This is a genomic window from Streptacidiphilus jeojiensis, assembly GCF_042510965.1.
In the GTDB taxonomy this organism is placed as follows: Bacteria; Actinomycetota; Actinomycetes; order Streptomycetales; family Streptomycetaceae; genus Streptacidiphilus; species Streptacidiphilus jeojiensis.
Map to the genome: position 1 here is coordinate 47,263 of NZ_JBEUKS010000011.1, position 21,944 is coordinate 69,206.

Genomic DNA, 21,944 nt, shown 5'->3' on the forward strand with positions numbered 1-21,944 from the left:
CCGGCGCAGTCCTTGACCACGCCATCACCCACTGGCACATTGGCGCGTGGCAGACGACCGCACGGCGGAAGGGAGCGGCGATGATCCCCGGAGCCGTCGGGCACCGAGTGTCCTCGGGCGAGGTGGAGCTGGACGTCGTCGAGGCCGGCGACGCCACCAGGCCCACGCTGGTCTTCCTGCACGGCTACCCCGACTGCAAGCGGGTCTGGGAGCCGGTGATGAGCCGGCTCGCGGACCGCTACCACGTCGTCGCCTACGACGTCCGCGGTGCCGGACGGTCCACCGCGCCAGCTCCACGGGCCGAGAACTACCTGCTGGAACGGCTGGAGGACGACTTCCTCGCGGTCCTCGACGCACTGGCTCCGTACGGCCCGGTCCACCTGGTCGGCCACGACTGGGGCTCGGTCCAGGGCTGGGAGTTCGCCACCTCGCCCCGGCTGTGCGGCGGCCTCGCCTCGTTCACCAGTATCTCCGGTCCCTGCCTGGACCACTTCGCCCTGTGGCTGCGGGCCCGGCTGCGCCGCCCCACCCTCCGTCACCTGGTCCAGGCGGCCGGACAGGGGATGCGCTCCTGGTACATCTACGCGTTCCAGCTGCCCCGGCTGCCCGAACTGCTCTGGCGCGGTCCGCTGGGGCGGTGCTGGCCCGCCCTGCGCCGGGCCATGGAGCGGCTGCCGGTGGCCGACGACCGCCCCTCGGACACCCTGGGTGCGGACGCGGCCAACGGCACCTGGCTCTACCGGGCCAATGTCCGCCCCCTGACGCGGCGGCCGCGCCTGGACCGGATCGCCACCGTCCCGGTCCAGTTGGTCGTCCCGCTGCGTGATCCCTATCTGTCGCCGCATCTCTACGACGATCTCGAACAGTGGGCTCCGGTACTCCGTCGGCGCACCGTCCGTGCGGGCCACTGGCTCCCGCTGACCCGGCCGGACCAGCTGGCCGAACTGATCGCCGACTTCGTCGACGAAGTGCGCTCCGGCCTCGTCCCCTGGCCCACACGGCCGCCGAAACCGGCGGTACGCTCGGTTCCGCGCTAGCGGGCCGATGCAGGTCTGGGCCGGGCCCGGCCGGGGGAGTGGAGGAGCACGACGTGACGACGGTGCCCAAACGGCGCGCGGAGTACCGGATCGACGACCTCGCCCGGGCGGCGGGAACCACCGTCCGCAATGTGCGCGCCTACCAGGACCGCGGCCTGCTCCCCCCGGCGGACCGGCGCGGACGCGCCAACGTCTACCAGCACGAGCACCTGGAACGGCTGCGGCTGATCGCCCAACTGCTGGACCGCGGGCACACCCTGGCCGGCATCAAGGAACTCCTGGACGCCTGGGAGAGCGGCCGTGGCCTGGGCGGCGTCCTCGGCCTGGTCGCCGAGGTCACCGCGCCCTGGACGGACGAGGCCGCCGAGCGGATCAGCCGGGAGGCCCTGGTGGCCTCCTTCCACGGGGTGGAGGACCAGCAGGCGATAGCCGACGCGGTCCGGCTCGGGGTGCTCGAACCGGAACCGCCACTGGTGGACCCGGCCGAGGCGGACCGGTTCCTGGTGCCCAGCCCGGGGCTGCTGGCCGTCGCCGTGGAACTGCACGAGCTGGGCGTGCCGCTGCCCGCGATCGTCGCCCACCTGGAGGAGCTCCGCGGCGACATCGACCATCTCGCGCGCCGCTTCGTCGAGTTCAGCGCCGTCCACGTCTTCGTCCGCTACGCGGGACACCAGCTGGGCGACGCCGAGGCGGCCGAGGCGATCGGCACGGTGCGCCGGCTGCGGCCGCTGGCCCAGTCGGTGGTCGACGCCGAGCTGGCCAGGGCGATGCGGGTGGAGGCCACCCGGCTGCTGGACGCCGCGGTGAGCGGACCGCTGCGCGAGATGGTGCAGCACGAACTGGGCGGCAGCACCGATCGCGGGGGCTCTGCCGGCGGCGGCCCTGACACCGAGGGGTAGGACCGGACTCAGGGCTTGGCCGACACGTAGTACCTGCGGGCGCCCTCCGCCAGCGGCAGCGGATCGGTGTAGATCGCCGAGCGGATGTCCACCAGCTGCGCGGAGTGGACCTGCTTCCCGATGGAGTCCCTGCTGTCGATGACCGCGGCGGTCACCCGCTGGACCAGCCCGAGCGGGACGTCGGCCCGGGTCACCATGAGGTTGGCGACGGCGATGGTCGGGACCGCGACATCCGGATCGGTGTGCTGGTAGGCGCTGGCCGGCATGGTCGAGCTGCGGTAGATCTGGCTGTTCCGCGCCTTCGGGTCCTCCTGGGTGGCCAGCGTGTCCAGCGCGGTGGCCAGGGCGCCCAGCGGTACCAGCCGGACGTGGAAGCTGTCGGTGAGATCGGCGACCCCCGAGGTGGGGATGCCGCCCGACCAGAAGAACGCGTCGATCCGGCCCTGGGAGAGCTGGGTCGGCGCCTCGTCGATGCCCAGCGGCACCGTGGTCAGGTCCCCCTTGGCCGGATCCAGCCCGGACACCTGGAAGATCCGCGAGGCGATCAGCGCCACCCCGGAGTTCGCCTGGCCGATCGCCACCTTCTTGCCGCGCAGGTCGGAGACGCTCCTGATGCTGGAGTCCGTCGGTACCACCAGCTGGACGTAGTCGTCGTAGAGCCGTCCCATCGCCCGCAGCTCGCCGGCGTTCGGACCGGTGTAGTGGGCCACCGCGTCGGCCGTCGCGATGCCGAAGTCGTCCCGTCCGCTCGCGATCCTGGCCAGGTTGTCGGGGCCGCCGGCCGAGGAGTCCAGGCGCAGCCGCACGCCGGGCAGGTCCCGGTCCACATTGGGCTTCAGTAGCTGGCCGTACTTCTCGTACACGCCGCCGCTGGATCCGGTCGCCATCCCGTACACGCCCCTGGGGTAGGCCACCCCGTGCGGTGCCGCCAGCCAGTAGCCGAGGGCGGCGGCGGCCAGCGCCGCCATGACGGTCAGCACCCGGACGGCGGGCGAGCGCACCCCTCGGGAGAGGAGGTCGTGGAGCCGCCAGGTATCCGCCATGCGGGTGATCCTGCCAGTCGTACCCCCCTTCGGGAAGCGCGGAACCTGGTCGGGAGCCGCTCGGGATCTGGTCGCTCCGCCCTGCCCGTACCCTTGTGGGCGTGGGTACCGCAGAAGCTTCCAAGACCTATGAGATCCGCACGCACGGATGTCAGATGAACGTCCATGACTCCGAGCGGCTGGCCGGCCTGCTCGAGGACGCCGGCTACGCCAAGGCGCCGTCGGGCGACAGCGCCGACGTCGTGGTGTTCAACACCTGCGCGGTGCGCGAGAAGGCCGACAACCACCTCTACGGCAACCTGGGGCAGCTGGCGTCGGTCAAGGCGGTCCGGCCGGGGATGCAGATCGCGGTCGGCGGCTGCCTGGCGCAGAAGGACCGGGAGACCATCGTCAAGCGCGCCCCCTGGGTCGACGTGGTCTTCGGCACCCACAACATCGGCCACCTGCCCGCGCTGCTGGAACGCGCCCGGGTCCAGGAGGAGGCCCAGGTCGAGATCCTGGAGTCGCTGGAGGTGTTCCCCTCCACCCTGCCCACCCGGCGCGAGTCGGCCTACGCCGCCTGGGTGTCGATCTCGGTCGGCTGCAACAACACCTGCACCTTCTGCATCGTCCCGGCGCTGCGCGGCAAGGAGAAGGACCGCCGGACCGGCGACATCCTGGCCGAGGTCGAGGCGCTGGTCGCGGAGGGCGTGGTCGAGGTCACCCTGCTCGGGCAGAACGTCAACGCCTACGGGCAGGACATCGGCGACCGGCAGGCGTTCTCCAAGCTGCTGCGCGCCTGCGGCGGGATCGACGGGCTGGAGCGGGTCCGCTTCACCTCCCCGCACCCCAAGGACTTCACCGACGACGTGATCGCGGCCATGGCGGAGACGCCGAACGTGATGCACCAGCTGCACATGCCACTGCAGTCCGGCTCGGACAGCGTGCTGCGGGCCATGAAGCGCTCCTACCGGCAGGAGCGCTACCTCGGGATCATCGAGAAGGTGCGCGCGGCCATGCCCGACGCGGCCATCTCCACCGACATCATCGTGGGCTTCCCCGGCGAGACCGAGGAGGACTTCGAGCAGACCATGCACGTGGTCCGCGAGGCCCGCTTCGCGCAGGCGTTCACCTTCCAGTACTCCAAGCGGCCCGGCACCCCCGCGGCCGACATGGAGGGGCAGGTCCCCAAGGAGGTCGTCCAGGAGCGCTACCTGCGCCTGGTCGCGCTCCAGGAGGAGATCTCCTGGGAGGAGAACAAGAAGCAGGTCGGCAAGGTGCTGGAGGTGCTGGTCGCGGAGGGCGAGGGCCGTAAGGACCAGCACACCGACCGGCTCTCCGGCCGTGCCCCCGACAGCCGCCTGGTCCACTTCACCCGCCCCGAGGAGGGCGTCCGGCCCGGGGACATGGTGGGGGTGGAGATCACCTACGCCGCTCCGCACCACCTGCTGGCCGAGGGCGCGCCGCTGTCCGTGCGGCGCACCCGTGCGGGTGACGCCTGGGAGCGGCGGCAGGCGGCTCCGCCGGCGCCCGCCGGGGTGATGCTGGGGCTGCCGTCCGTCGGCGTCCCGGCACCGCTGCCGCTGGCCGAGGCCCCGAGCTGCCGCTGAACCGCACGGCCGGACGACGGTAGGGTCGGACCCATGCTGGTCGCCGCCGCCGTCTGCCCCTGTCCGCCGCTGTTGGTCCCCGAGGTCGCCTCGGGCGCCGCACCCGAGCTGGACGGACTGCGCACCGCCTGCGACACCGCGCTCGGCGCGGTGCTCGCGGCGGAGCCCGAGGTGGTCTGGGTGGTCGGTCCCGATGCCGAGCACAGCAGCTTCGACGACGGCGGCACCGGCTCCTTCCAGCCGTACGGGGTCGACGTCTCGGTGGTGCTCGGCGACGGCGGCGCCCCGGAGCCGCTGCCCGCCTCGCTCACCGTGGGGGCCTGGCTGCTGCAGCGCGCGGGCTGGGCCGGACGGGCCCGCGGCCTGGCCGTGCCCGACTACCTGGAACCGGACCTGTGCGCCGCCAACGGGGTCAGGCTGGCGCAGTCGGCCGGACGGGTGGGCCTGCTGGTCGTCGGCGAGGGCAGCGCCCGCCGCTCGCTGAAGGCCCCCGGCTACCTGGACGACCGGGCCGAGGGCTTCGACGCGGTGGTGTCCCGCGGGCTGGCCACGGCGGACGCCGACGGCGAGCTGTCCACCCTGGACGACGAGCTGGCGTACGAGCTGATGGCCTCCGGCCGGGCACCCTGGCAGGTGCTCGCGGGTGCCGCGGCCGGTTCGCTCGACGCCGAGCTGCTCTACGAGGACGCTCCGTACGGCGTCGGCTACTTCGTCGCCGCCTGGACCTGATCAGGACGCAGGCGGGTCCTCGCGCTCCACGGTCTCGCCCTGGACCGTGGTGTCCGGCTCGTGGTGGACCTTGTCCAGGGCCTCCTTGGCCTTGTCGCGGCCCGTGGTGATCTTGTCGCTGTACTTGCCCTTGGTGGCCTTGTCGGCCATCTCGCCGACCTTGTCCAGGCCGGAGTCGATGGTCGAGTTGTGCTTCTCGGCGAACTCGGTGGCCTTCTCCTTGGCCTGACCGAGCGCGCCTTTCAGAGTGTCCGAGAGACCCATGATTGCTCCTGCGTAGCGGGCCGGGGCGGCCTGGCCGATTACCTGGACAAAACGCCCGTACTTAGGCACACCGTACTGTCGATCACCGCACGGTGCAGCTGTGGAGCGGGTGCATGCGTGCGTTTGGGAGACTTGTCGGGTGAACAACCCCCGCGCACCCCGTGTCATCGCCGTCGTCGGCGCCACCGCCGCAGGCAAGTCGGACCTCGGCGTGGCCCTGGCCAGGGAGCTCGGCGGCGAGGTGGTCAACACCGACTCCATGCAGCTGTACCGGGGCATGGACATCGGCACCGCCAAGCTCACCGTCGAGGAGCGCCAGGGCGTCCCGCACCACCTGCTGGACGTCTGGGACGTGACGGTCGCCGCCAGCGTGGCCGAGTACCAGCGGATGGCGCGGGCGACCATCGACGCGCTGCTGGCCCAGGGGCGTACCCCGGTACTGGTCGGCGGCTCGGGGCTGTACGTCCGCGCCGCCATCGACGAACTCGAGTTCCCGGGCACCGACCCGCTGGTACGGGCCCGGCTGGAGCAGCAGCTGGACCTGGTCGGACCGGGCGAACTGCACCGCAGGCTGGCCGAGTTGGACCCGCCCGCGGCACAGGCCATCCTGCCCTCCAACGGGCGGCGCATCGTCCGGGCCCTGGAGGTCGTGGAGATCACCGGGAAGCCCTTCACCGCCAATCTGCCGGGCCATGACTCGGTCTACGACGCGGTGCAGATCGGCGTGCTGGTGCCGCGGCCGGAACTGGACCGGCGGATCGCCCTGCGGGTCGACCGGATGTGGGAGTCCGGACTCGTCGCCGAGGTGGAGAAGCTCTCGGCGGCCGGGCTGCGCGAGGGCCGTACCGCCTCCAGGGCCCTCGGGTACCAGCAGGCACTGGCCCAACTGGACGGGGAGTGCGGCGAGCGGGAGGCGCGCGAGGAGACCGTGCGGGCCACCAAGCGGTTCGCCCGGCGGCAGGAGTCCTGGTTCCGCCGGGACCCGCGGGTGCACTGGCTCGGCCCGGAGGACGCGGCCGACGGCTCGGAGCTGCTGCGCCGTTCGCTGGAGCTGGTGGCCGGGGGCTGAGTCCGGGCGCCCGACGGGTGGCCGCTGACAGCCGCCGCACAGCAAGAGTCGCTGCCCAGAGGCGTGGAAGCGGCGGATCGCGCGCCCCCGGCGCACATCCGGGTGTGCGCGTGGAGCCTTGCGGGGGCTGGCGGTTACGGGCTGATCACGTCATGGCCACGGATCACCGATCCGGCCCTGGAGAGCATGGTCGGCCGGTGCCCACGTGCCATCATCGAGCTCTGAGGGAGACATTCCGCCGTCGTGGATCACCACCGGCACCAATCGCCAGGGAGGCCGCGTGTCGATGGATACCGGCCCCGAAACCCATCGTCTTCCGGACGACCCCTTCGGTATCGACGGACCGCCCCTGCCGCACCCGGCGCTGATCGACCTCTCCAAGCGGCCGCGGTCGGAACTGACACCGCTGCCGCCGGCTGACAGCGTCGCCGAGGCCGCGCTCGAAGGCCGGGAGCTGCGTCCCGCGGGCCTGCTCCGACTCTGGCAGATCATCCCCATCGCCGCCCTGGCCATCCTCGGCTCGCTGCTCTTCGCCTTTCCGCTGGCCTTCCAGTCCGGGGACGCCGGCCGGTTCGTGGGCATGCTCGGGCTGCTGCTGACCACCGCCTCGGCCGGATGGGGCGGCATGGCCGCCCGCCGGGCCGGATACGCCTGGCCGGGACTGCCCCGGCAGGGTTCGGGGCGCCGGGCCGGCTGGCGCGCCCTGCTCGCCTACGCCGCGCTGGTGGCGCTGGCGCTGGCGCTGGGCTGGTGGCGGGTCGCCCGCATCGGCGCCTGAGCGGGAGTCCGGCCCGGAGCGGCTCCCCCTACGATGGAGGGGTGAGCGAGATCTTGAACAGTCCGCGAGTCGTCAACGGCCCCAGGTTCCTCAAGGGCTCCAGATTCCTCAAGGGCCATGGGACCGAGAACGACTTCGTCATCCTGCCCGACCCCGACGGCGTCCTCGACCTGCCGCCCGCCCTGGTCGCCCGGCTGTGCGACCGGCGGGCCGGGATCGGCGCGGACGGGGTGCTGCGGGTGGTGCGCTCGGCCGCCCACCCCGAGGCGCTGCCGATGGCCGCCGAGGCGGAGTGGTTCATGGACTACCGCAACTCCGACGGCAGCGTGGCCGAGATGTGCGGCAACGGCGTCCGGGTCTTCGCCCGCTACCTTGTACTGGCCGGCCTGGCCAAGAGCGGCGATCTGGCGGTGGCCACCCGTGCGGGCGTACGCCAGGTCCACGTCGCGGCCGACCGGCCCGGCGCGCCCGGCGAGGTCACCGTGCGGATGGGACGGGCCGAACTGCCCGGGCCCGGGTCCGTCACGGTGTCGGTGGGGGAGTACGACTGGCCCGCGCTCAACGTCAACATGGGCAATCCGCACGCGGTGGCCTTCGTGGACGACCTCGCGCAGGCCGGGAACCTGTACGCGGCCCCGTCCGTCGAGCCCGCCTCGGCCTACCCGACCGGTGTCAACGTGGAGTTCGTGGTGGACCGCGGGCCGCGCCACGTCGCCATGCGGGTGCACGAGCGCGGCTCCGGGGAGACCCGCTCCTGCGGCACCGGCGCCTGCGCGGTCATGGTCGCCGCCGCACGCAGGGACGGCGCCGACCCGGCGGTGACCGGGCAGCCGGTCACCTACACCGTGGACGTCCCCGGCGGCCGGCTGGTGATCACCGAACGGGTGGACGGCGTCGTCGAGATGACCGGTCCCGCGGTGATCGTCGCGGAGGGCGAGCTGTCCGCCGACTGGCTGGAGTCCTGATCCGGCCTCAGCCGGCCTGCGCCGGGGCGGTTTTCGGGCAACCTTAGAACCTTGCCAATTCCGCGCCGGTTCAAATCCCCCGAACGGGTGATCAAGGTGACGTTGGGAACACGCGGCATCGCTGCGCGTGTTGCAATCGCTAGCATGGACCATCGGGGTGCCGAGCCGCTCCGGTGATCGCTGCCGGAGGTGTGCATGAACGTCGATGCCGGTGATCTCCCAGCCGTTCCCCTGGGCGGTCGCAGAACCGTCTCTCCGCCGAACCAGGGCGGCGAGGCGGGCAGCGGTGGCCTGCGTCGGGCCAGGGCGCGTTCCGGGCTGGGCCGGGCCGGCTTCGCGGCGCTTCTCGTCGGCGGCGGGCGGCCGCAGTTCGCCGACGCCCTGGAGCCGGTGATACGGGCGCACCGGGCCCAGCACCCGCAGGCGGACTTCGCCCTGCTCGACCGGGCCTACCAGCTGGCCGAGGCCTCGCACCGCGGGCAGACCCGCAAGAGCGGCGAGCCGTACATCACCCATCCGCTCGCGGTCACCATGATCCTGGCCCAACTCGGCGCCGAGACCACGACGCTGGTCGCCTCGCTGCTCCACGACACGGTCGAGGACACCGCGGTGACGCTCGATCAGGTCAGGGAGGGCTTCGGCCAGGAGGTCGCCTACCTGGTCGACGGCGTCACCAAGCTGGAGAAGGTGGACTTCGGCGCCGCCGCCGAGGCGGAGACCTTCCGCAAGATGCTGCTGGCCACCGGCGAGGACGTCCGGGTGATGGTCATCAAGCTGGCCGACCGGCTGCACAACATGCGCACCATCCGGCACATGAAGCCGGCCAGCCGGATCAGGATCGCCAAGGTCACCAGGGACGTGCTGATCCCGCTGGCCGAGCGGCTCGGCATCCAGGTCGTCAAGACCGAGCTGGAGGACATCGTCCTGGCCACCCTGCACCCCGAGGAGTACGCGGAGACCCGGGCGCTGATCGCGGCCAGGGAGACCGCCCAGCAGGAGGGGCTCGACCCGCTGGCGGACTTCGCCGGCGCGCTGCGGCGGCAGCTGCGCGAGGCCAGGATCCAGGCCGAGGTGTCGGTACGCCCCCGGCATGCCGTCTCGGTGCACCGCAGCCGGCTGCGCCGCGGCGAGCTCGCGCCCTGCGACTTCGCCCGGGTCCTGGTCGTGGTGGAGGAGAACGCCGACTGCTACGCCGTCCTCGGTGAGCTGCACACCTGCTGGTCACCGCTGCCGGGGGAGTTCAAGGACTTCATCGCCGCGCCCAAGTTCAACCTCTACCAGTCGCTGCACACCGCCGTCGCCACCGCGCCCGGCGGGGCCGGCGAGGATGTCGTCGAGGTCCTGGTGCGCACCGCGCGGATGCACCAGGTCGCCGAGTTCGGGGTGGTCGCGCTGGGCAGCCCCGGTGCCCGCGCGGACGAGGCGCACGCGGAGGAGGCGGCCGGCGGCAGGGACGAGCTGGACCGCACCGACCCGGCCCGGCCCGGCTGGCTCAGCCGGCTGCTGGAGTGGCAGCGGGAGACCCCGGACGCGGACACCTTCTGGTCCGCCCTCACCGCCGACCTCTCCGGCGACGGAGAGCTCACCGTGGTCACCGAGGACGGCCGGACGCTGCACCTGCCGGTCGGCTCCAGCTGCGTGGACGCGGCCTACGCACTCGGCGAGGAGGTCGGCCACCGATGTATCGGGGTGCGGCTGGGCGGCAGGCTCGCCGCGCTCTCCACCGAGCTGCACGACGGCGACGTCGTGGACGTGCTGACCGAGGACGCCCCGGTCGGGGCGGGGGAGCCGGGCGGCCCCTCCCCGGAGTGGCTGGGCCACGCGCGGACGGCGTCCGCCCGGATCGCCATCGAACGCTGGCTCGCCGAGCATCCCCAACCGCAGGTCGAGCCGGACGGGTCGGAGGCCGGGGCGCCGCTGGAGCGGCTCGGCGTCGAGCTCCCGTCGGCCCCCGGTCCCGACCCGCGGGACCGGGCCCTGGTGATCGCCGCGGGGCGGCCGGGTGCGGCGGTGCGGCTGGCGCGGTGCTGCACCCCGGTCCCGCCCGACCAACTGCTCGGCTTCGCCGTCAAGGGCGGCATCGCGGTGCACCGCAGCGGCTGCCCCACCGGCAGCGGCATGGCCGGCGGGGGGCGCACGCCGGTGGAGGTCGCCTGGGCCCAGGACGCCGGCGGGCAGGGCGCGGCACCGGTCGGCTACATGGTCACCGTCCAGGCCGACGCGCTGGGCCGGCCGCGGCTGCTGGCCGACCTCACCGCCGCGATCTCCGCGGTCGGCGCGGACATCGTCTCGGCCTCGGTGGAACCGCCGCAGGAGCTCCGGGTCCGGCACCGGTACACGGTCACGCTTCCCGACGCCGGGCTGCTGCCGGGGCTGATGAAGGCCATGCTCAGGGTGGCCGGCGTCTACGACGTGTACCGGGCGGTCCCGCAGACGGCAAATCCGGGTGACGGCCCCGGAGAGGGCGTGCGACCATCGTCGTCGTCGGGAATCCGCAGCAGTGCTGGGACGTTCTTCGATGAGGAGGCGGTTGTCCCGCTTCCTGGACCTGATCCCTTCCGCTAAGGATGCAATGACCTCCACGTACGAAACCCGCGACGCTGCCTCCCAGCAGGACCCCCGGCAGAATCCTCTGCAGGACCGGGCCACCCGTAGGGCGGACGCACTGATGGACGAGGACCTCGCGGGATTCGACGAGGCCCTCGGCGGCGCAGGCCGCAGCAACGACTACGACGGCGACCAGTTCGACCGCGGCGACCGTGCGTCGCTGCGCCGGGTCTCCGGGCTCTCCACCGAGCTCCAGGACGTCACCGAGGTCGAGTACCGCCAGCTCCGCCTGGAGCGGGTGGTCCTGGTCGGCGTATGGACCGACGGCACGGTGGAGGAGGCGGAGAACTCCCTGGCGGAGCTCGCCGCACTCGCCGAGACCGCCGGTTCCGAGGTCCTCGACGGCGTGATCCAGCGCCGCGACCGGCCCGACCCGGCCACCTACATCGGTTCCGGCAAGGCCCGTGAGCTGCGGGAGATCGTCGAGTCCACCGGCGCCGACACCGTGGTCTGTGACGGTGAGCTCAGCCCGGGCCAGCTGATCCACCTGGAGGACGTGGTCAAGGTCAAGGTGGTCGACCGTACCGCCCTGATCCTGGACATCTTCGCGCAGCACGCCAAGTCCCGTGAGGGCAAGGCCCAGGTCTCGCTGGCGCAGATGCAGTACATGCTGCCGCGGCTGCGCGGCTGGGGCGCCTCGCTCTCCCGGCAGATGGGTGGTGGCGGCGGCTCCTCGGCCGGCGGCGGTGGCGGTATGGCCACCCGCGGTCCCGGCGAGACCAAGATCGAGACGGACCGGCGACGGATCCGCGAGCGGATGGCGAAGCTCCGCAGGGAGATCGCCGACATGAAGAAGGGCCGCGAGACCAAGCGGCAGGAGCGGCGCCGGAACCAGGTCCCCTCGGTGGCCATCGCCGGCTACACCAACGCGGGCAAGTCCTCGCTGCTCAACCGGCTCACCGGGGCCGGTGTGCTGGTGGAGAACTCGCTGTTCGCGACCCTGGACCCGACGGTCCGCCGGGCCGAGACGCCGGGCGGCCGGATCTACACCCTGGCCGACACGGTCGGATTCGTCCGGCACCTGCCGCACCACCTGGTCGAGGCGTTCCGCTCCACCATGGAGGAGGTCGGCGACGCCGACCTGATCCTGCACGTGGTCGACGGCTCGCACCCGGAGCCGGAGTCCCAGCTGGCCGCGGTGCGCGAGGTCATCGTCGAGGTGGACGCCCAGAACGTGCCCGAGATCGTCGTGATCAACAAGGCGGACGCGGCGGACCCCGAGGTCCTGGCGCGACTGCTGCGTCGCGAGCCGCACGCCATCGTGGTGTCGGCCCGCACCGGCGAGGGCATGGAGGAGCTGCTGCGGCTGATCGAGAACGAGCTGCCGCGGCCCGCGGTCGAGGTCACCACCCTGGTCCCCTACACCCGCGGCGACCTGGTCTCCCGGGTGCACCAGGACGGCGAGGTGCTCTCCGAGGAGCACACCGGCGAGGGCACCCTGCTCAAGGCCCGGGTGCTGCCGGACCTGGCGGCCGAGCTGGAGCGCTACAGCCTGGCTGCCCAGGCGAGCTGACCCGGTCTCAGCCGGCCTGCGACGGGCGGCCGTTCCCCCCCGGGGCGCGGCCGCCCGTCGCCGTTTCCGGGCGGATCCGCGATCGTGGCTGAGATCGCGCGTGATTGGGAGGGTGCTGGCTCGTTAGACCAAAGGGGCGTCACCCGAGGGGGTGCCCATCCCAGCGCGCGGAGCGGTCCCTCCGGGGGCGGCGCCGGGCCCTGCGGACCGCCCTGACCAGCCAGGAGGAACCGAGGCCGTGCCGCCGACCGTCCTGCCACCAGCCGGGGCCCTGCCGACCCCGGGCCCAGCCGCCGCCGCTTCCGCCGTCGATCCCGAGGCGATCCTCGGCCGTCAGGCCGCCCGCGAGTCCGCGGCCCGTACCTACGCCCGTTCGCTGCCGATCGTCCCGGTGCGGGCGCAGGGCATGACGGTGGAGGGGGCGGACGGCAGACGCTATCTGGACTGCCTCTCCGGAGCCGGGAGCCTCGCCCTGGGCCACAACCACCCGGTGGCGCTGCAGGCGATCCGCGAGCTGCTGGACTCCGGCGCTCCGCTGCACGTGCTGGACCTGGCGACGCCGGTCAAGGACGCGTTCACCACCGAGCTCTTCGCCTCGCTGCCGGAGGAGTTCGCCCGCGACGCCAGGATCCAGTTCTGCGGGCCGGCCGGCACGGACGCGGTCGAGGCGGCCCTCAAGCTGGTCCGCACCGCCACCGGGCGCAGCGGCCTGCTCGCCTTCACCGGGGCCTACCACGGCATGACCGCGGGGGCACTGGCCGCCGGTGGAGACCGCGCGGCCGGGCTCGGCGGCGCGTCGGGGCGCCCGGTACGGCTGCCGTTCCCCTACGACTACCGCTGCCCGTTCGGGCTGGGCGGTCCGGAGGCCGCGCGGATCGCGGCGCGCTGGACCGAGTCGCTGCTGGCGGACCCCAAGGGCGGGGTGGAGCCGGCCGCCGGGATGATCGTCGAACCGGTCCAGGGGGAGGGAGGTGTGCTTCCCGCCCCCGACGGCTGGCTGCGCGAGATGCGCAGGATCAGCGCCGCCCACGGCATTCCGCTGATCGTCGACGAGGTGCAGACCGGCGTGGGCCGGACCGGGGCGTTCTGGGCGGTGCAGCACTCCGGCGTGGTCCCCGACGTCATGGTGGTGTCCAAGGCGGTCGGCGGCAGCCTTCCGCTGGCCGCCGTCGTCTACCGGGGTGAGCTCGACGTCTGGGCGCCCGGCGCGCACGCGGGCACCTTCCGGGGCAATCAGCTCGCCATGGCGGCCGGCGCCGCGACGCTGCGCTTCGTGCGGGAGGAGAGGCTGGCGGAGCGGGCCGCGGCCCTCGGCGAGCGGATGCTGGCCGGGTTGCGCGCGCTGCACTGCCTGCTGCCGGCCATGGGCGACGTCCGCGGCCGCGGGCTGATGCTGGGGGTGGAGATCGTCGACCCGGAGGCGGACGCCGACCCGCTCGGTGCGCGTCCGGCCGCGCCGGGGCTGGCTGCGGCGGTGCGGCAGGAGGCACTGCGGCGCGGGCTGATCGTGGAACTGGGCGGCCGCCATGACAGCGTGCTGCGGCTGCTGCCACCGTTGACCATGACCGACGAGCAGGCGGAGACCGTGCTGGAGCGCCTGGGCGAGGCCGTCCACGCCGCCTCGGCGGCGCACCGCGGCCTTCCGCCGGCCCGGGCGGGGGAGTACCGGTGACCGCGCCGAAGCCGTTCGACCGCCCGCCGGGATCCGCTCTCGCGGGCGGAACCGCGGGCCCGGGTGCGCTCCAGCCGCTGGTCGCGGAGGTGCTCGCGGCGCTGCGCCGGGGTGCAGCGCGCCGGGGCGGCCCGCTGCCGCCCGGCGGCCCCGCGGCCGTGGCGGAGCGGCTGCGGGCGCTGCTGGCGCCGTCGGCGCTCCTTCCCGAGCAAGGCGATCCGGGCGCGCTGGAAGCACTGGTCGAAGCGCTGGCCGCCACCGCCGCCGATCCTGCCGACCCCGCCTGCGCGGCCCATCTGCATGTGCCGCCGCTGGCCGTCGCGGTCGCGGCGGAGCTGGCGACGGCCGCGGTCAATCCCTCGCTGGACTCCTGGGACCAGGCCCCCGGCAGCACGTCGGTGGAGCTGGCGGTGGTCCGGGCGCTCGCCGGACTGGTCGGCTTTGCCCGGCCGGAGGCCGCAGCCGGCGTACTGACCGGCGGCGGAACCGAGTCCAATCTGATGGCGCTGCTGCTGGCCCGGGACGCCTTCCCCAGGGAGCAGTTCGCCTCCGGACGGCTCACCGTGCACTGCTCGCAGGCCGCCCACTTCTCCATCGCCAGGGGCGCCGCGCTGCTGGGCCTGGACCGGGACGCCGTCGTCCCGGTGCAGACCGCGCCGGACGGCCGGATGGACCCCCGGGTGCTGGACTGGGCCCTCGCCGACGCCCGGGCCGCCGGACGGGTGCCCTGCTGCGTCGTCGCAACGGCCGGGACTACCGACCTGGGGGCCGTCGACCCGCTCGCCGCGGTCGCGGCCGTCGCCCGCCGGCACCGGGTTCGGCTGCACGTCGACGCCGCCTACGGGGGCGGAGCGCTGTTCTCGCGGCGGCTGGCACCGCTGCTGGACGGGCTGTCGGAGGCCGACACCATCGGGCTGGACCTGCACAAACTCGGCTGGCAGCCGATCGCTGCCGGGGTGCTGCTGGTACGCGAGGCGGTCATGTTCGCACCGCTGGAGCAGCGTGCCGCCTACCTCAATCCGGAGGACGACGAAGACGCCGGTTACACCTCGCTGCTGGGCCGTTCGCTGCGGACCACCCGTAGGGCGGACGCCTTCAAGGTCGCCGTCACCCTGCGCACCCTCGGCCGGGCCGGTCTCGGCGCGCTGGTCGACCGCTGCCACGACCTCGCCGGGTACGCGGCGGAGCGGATCGCCGCCGAACCCCGACTGGAGCTGACCGCGGAGCCGGTGCTCACCACGGTGCTGTTCCGGTACCTGCCGCAGCGGGGCGCCGCAGCGGGTGCGGAGACGGACCGGGTGAACGCCGCGCTCCGCCGACGCCTGCTCGAACAGGGCAGCGCCGTCGTCGGCCGCACCGAACTCGGCAGCGGGCCGGGCTCGGTGCGGCTCAAGCTCACCCTGCTGAACCCCGGCACCAGCACGGCCGAGCTGGACCGACTGATCGAACTCGTCCTCGCCGCAGGCGCCGACAGCGAACCGCCGGACGCCGACGAACAACGGGAGACCAACTCGTGAGCACTGCTGCCCGTGGCGGAGTCCCCGCGCAGGGCCAGACCGGACCGGACCCGGCGGCGGACACCGATCCGCTGCTGCACCCGGATCCGGCGGTGGCCGCCGACTGCGCGGCCACCGAGAGCCTGCTGCGCTGCTGGGTACGGGAGACCGGCATCACCGGTCCACCGGGCGACCTGCTCACCGTGGCCCTGGGCGACGGGCTGCACCTGGTGGTCCCGGTCCGCTACTGGTCGCCCTGCGGCTGGCACCGCTTCGGCCGCGCGGTCCTGGTCGCGGGGGCCGGCGGCCGGGAGGGCGGCCATCCGGTCGACGCGGTCACCGTCGCGGCGCTGCTGGCCCGCGGCGGCTCCGGCGGCGAACCCGTCGCCCCGCGCCATGTCGCCGACCTCGCCGGACGCGTCGTGGACTCGGTCCGCCGCACCGCCGCGTTCATCGCCGAACACCGGCGCGCCCCGGAGCCGCCGCCCGGCACCAGCCCGTTCCTGGACGGTGAACAGGCCCTGCTGCTGGGGCATCCACTGCATCCCACCCCCAAGAGCCGCGAGGGCCTGGGCGAGTCCGAGGCCGCCGCCTTCTCGCCGGAACTGCGCGGTGCGCACCGGCTGCACTGGTTCGCCGTCGACCAGGAGCTGGCCGCCTCGGACTCGGCGCTGCCCTCCCCGGCCGCGGCGATCACCGCCGCGCTGCGCGGACCGGACGCCCGGCCGCTGCCGCCCGGCACCGTCGCACTTCCGCTGCACCCTTGGCAAGCCCGGGAACTGACGCACCGGCAGGACGTCCACCGGCTGCTCGGCGAGGGACGGCTGCACGACCTGGGGCCGTCCGGGCCGCTCTGGTACCCCACCTCCTCGCTGCGCACGGTGCACCGGCCCGGCGCCCCGTTCATGCTGAAGCTGTCGCTGGGGCTGCGGATCACCAACTCCCGCCGGGAGAACCTGCGCAAGGAACTGCACCGGGGCGTGGAGGTGCACCGGCTGCTCGCCGGCGGACTCGGCGAGGAGTGGCGGGCCGCCCACCCCGGCTTCGACATCGTCCGCGATCCGGCCTGGATCGGCGCGGACCTGGCGGGGGCGGCGGGTACCGAGGGAGCCGGAGGTCTGGACACCGTGATCCGGCAGAACCCCTTCGGCGCCGCGGAGCGGGTGCTGTGCGTGGCCGGCCTGGTCGCCGAACGCCCGAGCCGCACCGAGGGCGGCATTCCGGCAGCCTCCCGACTGGGCGACCTGCTGCACCGGCTCGCAGCCCGCAGCGGCCGCCCCACCGCCACCGTGGCCACCGAGTGGTTCCTGCGCTACCTCGACGTCGTGGTGCTGCCGCTGCTCTGGCTGGACGGGCAGGCCGGGATCGCGCTGGAGGCGCACCAGCAGAACAGCCTGGTGGAGCTGGACGCCCACGGCTGGCCGGTCGGCGGCCGCTACCGGGACAACCAGGGCTACTACTTCCGGGAGTCGCGCGCGGCCGCCCTGGACGCCCGACTGCCCGGGATCGGCACCCGGAGCGACACCTTCGTCCCGGACACCGTCGCCGACGAGCGCTTCGGCTACTACCTCGGCATCAACCATCTGCTGGGCCTGGTCGGCGCGTTCGGGTCGCAACGGCTCGCGGACGAGCAGCTGCTGCTGGCCGCACTGCGCCGATTCCTGGCCGGCTCCGCCGCGGCCGCCACCGGGTCCGGCCTGCCTGCCCGACTCCTCGACGCCCCGACCCTGCGCTGCAAGGCCAATCTGCGCACCCGGCTGAACGGCCTGGACGAGCTGGTCGGCCCGGTGGAGACACAGTCGGTGTACGTCACCGTCGACAATCCGCTGGTGACGGCTGCCGGCCCGGGCCAGGTCGCCGCCGGCCCCGGCGCCGGCTCCGCACCGGCCCCGGGGGCGTCCCGGTGAGCCGGCCGCCGATCCCCGCACCGGGGTCAGGACCGGGCTCGGGACCGGGGCGTCCGGTGCCCTGGCACCACGTGCTCACCCCGCACCACCTCGCCCCGCACTCCCTCCCCCCGGACTCCCTCCCCCCGTCGCGCGGCGCCGTCCCGGCGCAGGCGCCGGCGCGCCCGCCGCGGCCCCGGCTGCCCGCCGCCGACCTGCTCGACGGGATCGGCCGCTGGGGCGTGATGGACACCCCGGTCGGCCAGTTCCGGCTGCACCCGGTACGGCTGCCGAGGGACCTGTCCCTGGTCGCGGGTTGGATGAACGACCCGGTGGTCGCCGCCTTCTGGGAACTCTCCGGACCGGCCGAGCTGACGGAGCAGCACATCAGCGCCCAACTCGACGGCGACGGCCGCAGTGCCCCCTGCCTCGGACTGCTGGACGGCACGCCGATGAGCTACTGGGAGCTCTACCGGGCCGATCTCGACCCGATCGCCCGGCACTACCCGGCCCGGCCCCACGACACCGGGGTGCACCTGCTGCTCGGGCCGCCCGAGTGCCGGGGCCGCGGCGTCGGCCCCCGGCTGCTGCGGGCCGTCGCGGAGCGCGCGCTGAGGGAGCGCCACTCGGCCGCGCGGGTGGTGGCCGAGCCCGATGTGCGCAACATCCCCTCCGTACGGGCCTTCCTCAAGGCGGGATTCCGCCACCATCAGGACCTCGACCTGCCGGCCAAGCGGGCCGCCCTGATGGTCCGCGACCGTGTCTGACCACCCGTCACCGAACCCGTTCCCCTGACGAAAGCACCTCCGCCGTGGACACCACCGAAGTCGCCAGCTCCGCCGCGCCCTACGACCTGGTCGGTGTCGGCCTGGGCCCCTTCAACCTCTCGTTGGCCGCCCTGGCCGACGGTGTCGCCGAGCTCCGGACGCTCTTCCTGGACGCCAAGGCCGAGTTCAGCTGGCACCCTGGCCTCATGGTGGAGGGGGCGACCATGCAGGTGCCCTTCCTCGCCGACCTGGTCTCCCTGGTCGATCCCACCAGCCGCTGGACCTTCCTCGCCTACCTGCACGAGCACGACCGGCTGTTCCCCTTCTACTTCGCCGAGCGGTCCCATCTGAGCCGCCGCGAGTACGAGCACTACTGCCGCTGGGCCGCCGGCCGCCTGCCCAACTGCCGCTTCTCCAGCCCGGTGCACGCGGTCACCTGGGACGCGGACAGCCGGCTGTTCCGGATCGGGCTGCCGGACGGCGAGTCGGTGGCGACCCGCAACATCGTCCTGGGCATCGGCACCGAACCCGTAGTCCCCGCGGCGTTCGCGGAACTCCAGGGCGCCGGCGTCGCGCACCATGCCGAGGACTACCTGTCCGTGCGGGACACGCTGGCGGACAGCACCGACGTCACCGTCGTCGGCTCCGGCCAGTCCGGCGCCGAGGTCTTCCTGGACCTGCTCCGCAGCCGCGGTCAGGCACCCGGACGGCAGCTGCGCTGGATCACCCGCAGCCGGGCCATCGCCCCGATGGAGTACTCCAAAATGGGCCTGGAGCACTTCACCCCCGACTACACCCGCTACTTCCACGCCCTGCCGGCCCGCACCAAGGACGCCCTGGTGCCGGCCCAGTGGCAGCTCTACAAGGCGGCCAGCGCGGAGACCCTGGCCGACATCCACTCGGCCCTCTACGACCGCACCCTCGGCGCGGCCCCGGCCGACGTCGAGATCCTGCCGGGCACCGAGGTCGAGGCGGCCCGTCGTGCGTCCAGCGGCGGCCTGGAACTGCACTGCCGGCACCTGCAGACCGGGATCGGCTACACCCGGCGCACCGACTCGGTGATCCTGGCCACCGGTCACGCCGCCCGCCGCCCGGCCCTGCTCGACCCGCTGGGCGAACTCGTCCTCCGGGACGACCAGGGGCGCCTGGTGGTGGACCTGGAGCACCGGATCGGCCTGGACGCCGAGGTCACCGGCGGCATCTACGTGCAGAACGCCGAACTCCACACGCACGGGGTGGGCACGCCCGACCTGGGCCTCGGTGCGCACCGGGCCGCCACCATCCTCAACGCCGTCGCCGACCGCACCGTGCACCGCCTTCCCGGGCGTACCGCCTGGACCACCTTCGGGGTGCCGCGGCCCTCGGCCCCGTCAGCGGAATCAGCGTCCGAAGCCGCGTCCGGGTCCGCGCCCGCCACTGTGTGATGCCCGCATGTCAGTGCCGACCTCTAGGCTGGGCGAGCCATGACTGAACTTCCCACGCCCGGCGAGGGCGCCACCGACGACAACCCATCGGCCTCCCCGGCAGGCGAGGCGGAAACCCCCGCCGGGTCCGGCCGGATCGGGGAACTCCTGCACGCCGCCGTCACCGCCGTCGGCGGCGTGGAGCGCCCCGGGCAGATCGCCATGGCGGAGGCGGTCGCCGCCGCCGTCGACGGCGGCGAGCACCTGCTGGTGCAGGCCGGCACCGGCACCGGAAAGTCGCTCGCCTACCTCGTCCCCGCCCTCGCCCACGGTGACCGGGTGGTGGTGGCCACCGCCACCCTGGCCCTGCAGCGGCAGCTGGTGGAGCGCGACCTGCCGCGCACCGTGGACGCGCTGCAGCCGCTACTGCGCCGCCGTCCCCAGTTCGCGATGCTCAAGGGCCGCTCCAACTACCTCTGCCTGCACCGGGTGCACGAGGGCGCGCCCAGTGACGACGGCGAGGGGCTGTTCGACCCGGCCGAGGTGCTGGGCGGCCCGACCAGCAAGCTCGGCCAGGACATCATGCGGCTCCGGGACTGGGCCGACGAGACCGAGACGGGCGACCGTGACGACATGTCACCCGGCGTCTCCGACCGGGCCTGGGCGCAGATGGCGGTCAGCTCCAAGGAGTGTCTGGGAGCCACCCGTTGTCCCTACGGCGGCGAGTGCTTCGCGGAGTCAGCGCGCGAACGTGCCAAGCTCGCCGACGTGGTGGTCACCAACCACGCGCTGCTCGCCATCGACGCGCTGGAGGGCGCGCCGGTCCTCCCCGAGCACGAGCTGCTGATCGTCGACGAGGCCCATGAACTGGTCTCCCGGGTCACCGGTATCGCCACCGCCGAGCTGACCACCGGCGCGGTCAACCGTGCGGTGAAGCGGGCGGCCAAACTCGCCAACGAGAAGGCGGTGGACCAGCTCCAGGCCGCCGCGGAGAACTTCCACGGGCTGATGGAGATCGCCCAGCCGGGCCGGGTCGAGGAGTTGCCGGAGAACATCGGCTACGCCGTCGCCGCCATCCGCGAGGCGTCCCGCGCCGTCATCACCTCCATCGGCGAAGTGCGTGACAAGGGCGTCAGCGACGAGGACGCGGTCCGCAAGCAGGCGCTGGCCTCGGTGGAGACCATCCACGACACCACCGACCGGATGCTGGAGGGCTCCGAGTACGACGTGCTGTGGATCGAGAACAACGACCGCTTCGGCGCCGGCACCTCCTCGCTGCGGGTCGCCCCGCTGAGCGTCTCCGGACTGCTGCGGGAGAACCTCTACAAGGAGCGCTCGGTCGTCCTCACCTCGGCCACGCTGAAGCTGGGCGGCGACTTCAACGGAGTCGGGCTCTCACTTGGCCTCGGCCCGGAGGGCAGGCTCGGCGAGGACGGGAAGGCCCCGGCCGGCGGAGCGGGCCGTGACGACGTCGGCGAGCCGCTGGCGGAGTCCACCCCCGCCTGGCGGGCCATGGACGTCGGCTCGCCCTTCGACTACCCCAAGCAGGGCATCCTCTACGTCGCGCGGCATCTGCCGCCGCCGGGCCGCGAGCCCGACCGTCCGGCGATGCTGGACGAGCTCGCCGAGCTGATCGAGGCCGCCGGTGGCCGCACCCTGGGCCTGTTCTCCTCGATGCGGGCCGCCAAGGCGGCGGCCGAGGCGCTGCGGGAGCGGGTGCCCGGCGAGATCCTGCTCCAGGGCGAGGACACCCTGGGCGAACTGATCCGCACTTTCTCGGCCTCCACCGAGAGCTGCCTCTTCGGCACCCTCTCGCTCTGGCAGGGGGTCGACGTCCCCGGCTCCGCCTGCCAGTTGGTGGTGATGGACCGCATTCCCTTCCCGCGGCCCGATGATCCGCTGATGAGCGCCCGGCAGAAGGCGGTCGAGGAGCACGGCGGCAACGGCTTCATGGCGGTGGCGGCCACCCATGCCGCGCTGCTGATGGCCCAGGGCGCCGGCCGGCTGATCCGGGCGGCGGAGGACCGCGGCGTGGTCGCGGTGCTCGACTCACGTCTGGCGACGGCCCGTTACGGGGGCTTCTTCCGCTCCTCGATGCCGGACTTCTGGTACACCACGGACCGCAACCAGGTCCGCCGCTCGCTGGCCGCCATCAACGCCGCCGCCGCGCCGCCCCGGCCGGTGAAGGCCCGGTAGCGCGAAAGGACTTGCGGCGGTCACCCTCCTC

Annotated in this window: 17 protein-coding genes; 15 read left to right on the top strand and 2 right to left on the bottom strand. The window is 73.6% G+C overall.

Annotated features, from left to right (window positions below; genetic code table 11):
• Positions 1–80: 80 nt before the first annotated feature.
• Entirely contained in the window at positions 81–1,037 is a 957-nt protein-coding gene (locus ABUW04_RS27730) for an alpha/beta fold hydrolase (protein ID WP_380567027.1), read from the top strand.
• Between the two features lie 53 nt (positions 1,038–1,090).
• Positions 1,091–1,936: a MerR family transcriptional regulator gene (locus ABUW04_RS27735; protein WP_380567029.1), complete on the top strand. Its 846-nt coding sequence runs from the start codon at positions 1,091–1,093 to the stop codon at positions 1,934–1,936.
• Between the two features lie 8 nt (positions 1,937–1,944).
• Here the strand turns inward: ABUW04_RS27735 and ABUW04_RS27740 are convergent, their stop codons facing one another.
• A complete protein-coding gene (locus tag ABUW04_RS27740) occupies positions 1,945–2,979 on the bottom strand; it encodes a TAXI family TRAP transporter solute-binding subunit (RefSeq protein WP_380567031.1) in 1,035 nt (344 codons plus the stop codon).
• Positions 2,980–3,080: 101 nt separating this feature from the next.
• Between ABUW04_RS27740 and miaB the strand changes: the two genes are divergently transcribed.
• Positions 3,081–4,568 (top strand): tRNA (N6-isopentenyl adenosine(37)-C2)-methylthiotransferase MiaB, encoded by a 1,488-nt coding sequence (gene miaB / locus ABUW04_RS27745; protein ID WP_380567033.1) that lies wholly within the window; start codon positions 3,081–3,083, stop codon positions 4,566–4,568.
• 33 nt (positions 4,569–4,601) lie between these two features.
• Positions 4,602–5,297, top strand: a complete 696-nt coding sequence (locus ABUW04_RS27750; protein ID WP_380567036.1) for a class III extradiol dioxygenase subunit B-like domain-containing protein — start codon at positions 4,602–4,604, stop codon at positions 5,295–5,297.
• Here ABUW04_RS27750 and ABUW04_RS27755 read toward each other — a convergent pair whose 3' ends face one another.
• Entirely contained in the window at positions 5,298–5,561 is a 264-nt protein-coding gene (locus ABUW04_RS27755; protein WP_380567038.1) for an antitoxin, read from the bottom strand. It abuts the gene before it with no gap.
• Between the two features lie 139 nt (positions 5,562–5,700).
• Here ABUW04_RS27755 and miaA point away from each other — a divergent pair, with 139 nt between their 5' ends.
• The 11 genes from miaA to ABUW04_RS27810 all read left to right on the top strand — a co-directional run bounded on the left by miaA (position 5,701) and on the right by ABUW04_RS27810 (position 21,913).
• The gene (gene miaA / locus ABUW04_RS27760) at positions 5,701–6,630 is read left to right on the top strand and encodes a tRNA (adenosine(37)-N6)-dimethylallyltransferase MiaA (protein ID WP_380567039.1); all 930 of its coding nucleotides are present in this window, start codon (positions 5,701–5,703) and stop codon (positions 6,628–6,630) included.
• Between the two features lie 286 nt (positions 6,631–6,916).
• On the top strand, positions 6,917–7,408 hold the full coding sequence (locus ABUW04_RS27765) for a hypothetical protein (RefSeq protein ID WP_084714893.1): 492 nt from the start codon (positions 6,917–6,919) through the stop codon (positions 7,406–7,408).
• Between the two features lie 50 nt (positions 7,409–7,458).
• On the top strand, positions 7,459–8,373 hold the full coding sequence (gene dapF / locus ABUW04_RS27770) for a diaminopimelate epimerase (protein ID WP_380567332.1): 915 nt from the start codon (positions 7,459–7,461) through the stop codon (positions 8,371–8,373).
• A 195-nt stretch (positions 8,374–8,568) separates the two neighbouring features.
• Positions 8,569–10,938 (top strand): RelA/SpoT family protein, encoded by a 2,370-nt coding sequence (locus ABUW04_RS27775; protein WP_380567040.1) that lies wholly within the window; start codon positions 8,569–8,571, stop codon positions 10,936–10,938.
• Positions 10,939–10,945: 7 nt separating this feature from the next.
• Complete coding sequence (gene hflX / locus ABUW04_RS27780; RefSeq protein ID WP_030259149.1) at positions 10,946–12,493, top strand: GTPase HflX; 1,548 nt, start codon at positions 10,946–10,948, stop codon at positions 12,491–12,493.
• A 271-nt stretch (positions 12,494–12,764) separates the two neighbouring features.
• Positions 12,765–14,165 (top strand): diaminobutyrate--2-oxoglutarate transaminase family protein, encoded by a 1,401-nt coding sequence (locus ABUW04_RS27785; RefSeq protein ID WP_380567333.1) that lies wholly within the window; start codon positions 12,765–12,767, stop codon positions 14,163–14,165.
• A complete protein-coding gene (locus ABUW04_RS27790) occupies positions 14,162–15,682 on the top strand; it encodes a pyridoxal phosphate-dependent decarboxylase family protein (RefSeq protein ID WP_380567041.1) in 1,521 nt (506 codons plus the stop codon). The genes ABUW04_RS27785 and ABUW04_RS27790 overlap by 4 nt, the downstream gene beginning before the upstream one ends.
• A complete protein-coding gene (locus tag ABUW04_RS27795; RefSeq protein ID WP_380567042.1) occupies positions 15,679–17,568 on the top strand; it encodes an IucA/IucC family protein in 1,890 nt (629 codons plus the stop codon). Before ABUW04_RS27790 ends, ABUW04_RS27795 begins: the two co-directional genes overlap by 4 nt.
• A 56-nt stretch (positions 17,569–17,624) precedes the next feature.
• Positions 17,625–18,314, top strand: a complete 690-nt coding sequence (locus ABUW04_RS27800) for a GNAT family N-acetyltransferase (protein WP_380567044.1) — start codon at positions 17,625–17,627, stop codon at positions 18,312–18,314.
• Positions 18,315–18,358: 44 nt separating this feature from the next.
• Positions 18,359–19,738 (top strand): lysine N(6)-hydroxylase/L-ornithine N(5)-oxygenase family protein, encoded by a 1,380-nt coding sequence (locus ABUW04_RS27805; RefSeq protein ID WP_380567046.1) that lies wholly within the window; start codon positions 18,359–18,361, stop codon positions 19,736–19,738.
• A 39-nt stretch (positions 19,739–19,777) separates the two neighbouring features.
• Complete coding sequence (locus tag ABUW04_RS27810) at positions 19,778–21,913, top strand: ATP-dependent DNA helicase (RefSeq protein WP_380567048.1); 2,136 nt, start codon at positions 19,778–19,780, stop codon at positions 21,911–21,913.
• The last annotated feature ends 31 nt before the right edge of the window (positions 21,914–21,944 follow it).

Excerpts from the sequence above, each read along its gene's own strand:
- ABUW04_RS27755 (WP_380567038.1), bottom strand. The coding sequence starts at position 5,561 with ATGGGTCTCTCGGACACTCTGAAAGGCGCGCTCGGTCAGGCCAAGGAG.
- ABUW04_RS27775 (WP_380567040.1), top strand. The coding sequence starts at position 8,569 with ATGAACGTCGATGCCGGTGATCTCCCAGCCGTTCCCCTGGGCGGTCGC.
- ABUW04_RS27730 (WP_380567027.1), top strand. The coding sequence starts at position 81 with ATGATCCCCGGAGCCGTCGGGCACCGAGTGTCCTCGGGCGAGGTGGAG.
- ABUW04_RS27750 (WP_380567036.1), top strand. The coding sequence starts at position 4,602 with ATGCTGGTCGCCGCCGCCGTCTGCCCCTGTCCGCCGCTGTTGGTCCCC.
- ABUW04_RS27765 (WP_084714893.1), top strand. The coding sequence starts at position 6,917 with ATGGATACCGGCCCCGAAACCCATCGTCTTCCGGACGACCCCTTCGGT.
- hflX (WP_030259149.1), top strand. The coding sequence starts at position 10,946 with ATGACCTCCACGTACGAAACCCGCGACGCTGCCTCCCAGCAGGACCCC.
- ABUW04_RS27810 (WP_380567048.1), top strand. The coding sequence starts at position 19,778 with ATGACTGAACTTCCCACGCCCGGCGAGGGCGCCACCGACGACAACCCA.
- ABUW04_RS27740 (WP_380567031.1), bottom strand. The coding sequence starts at position 2,979 with ATGGCGGATACCTGGCGGCTCCACGACCTCCTCTCCCGAGGGGTGCGC.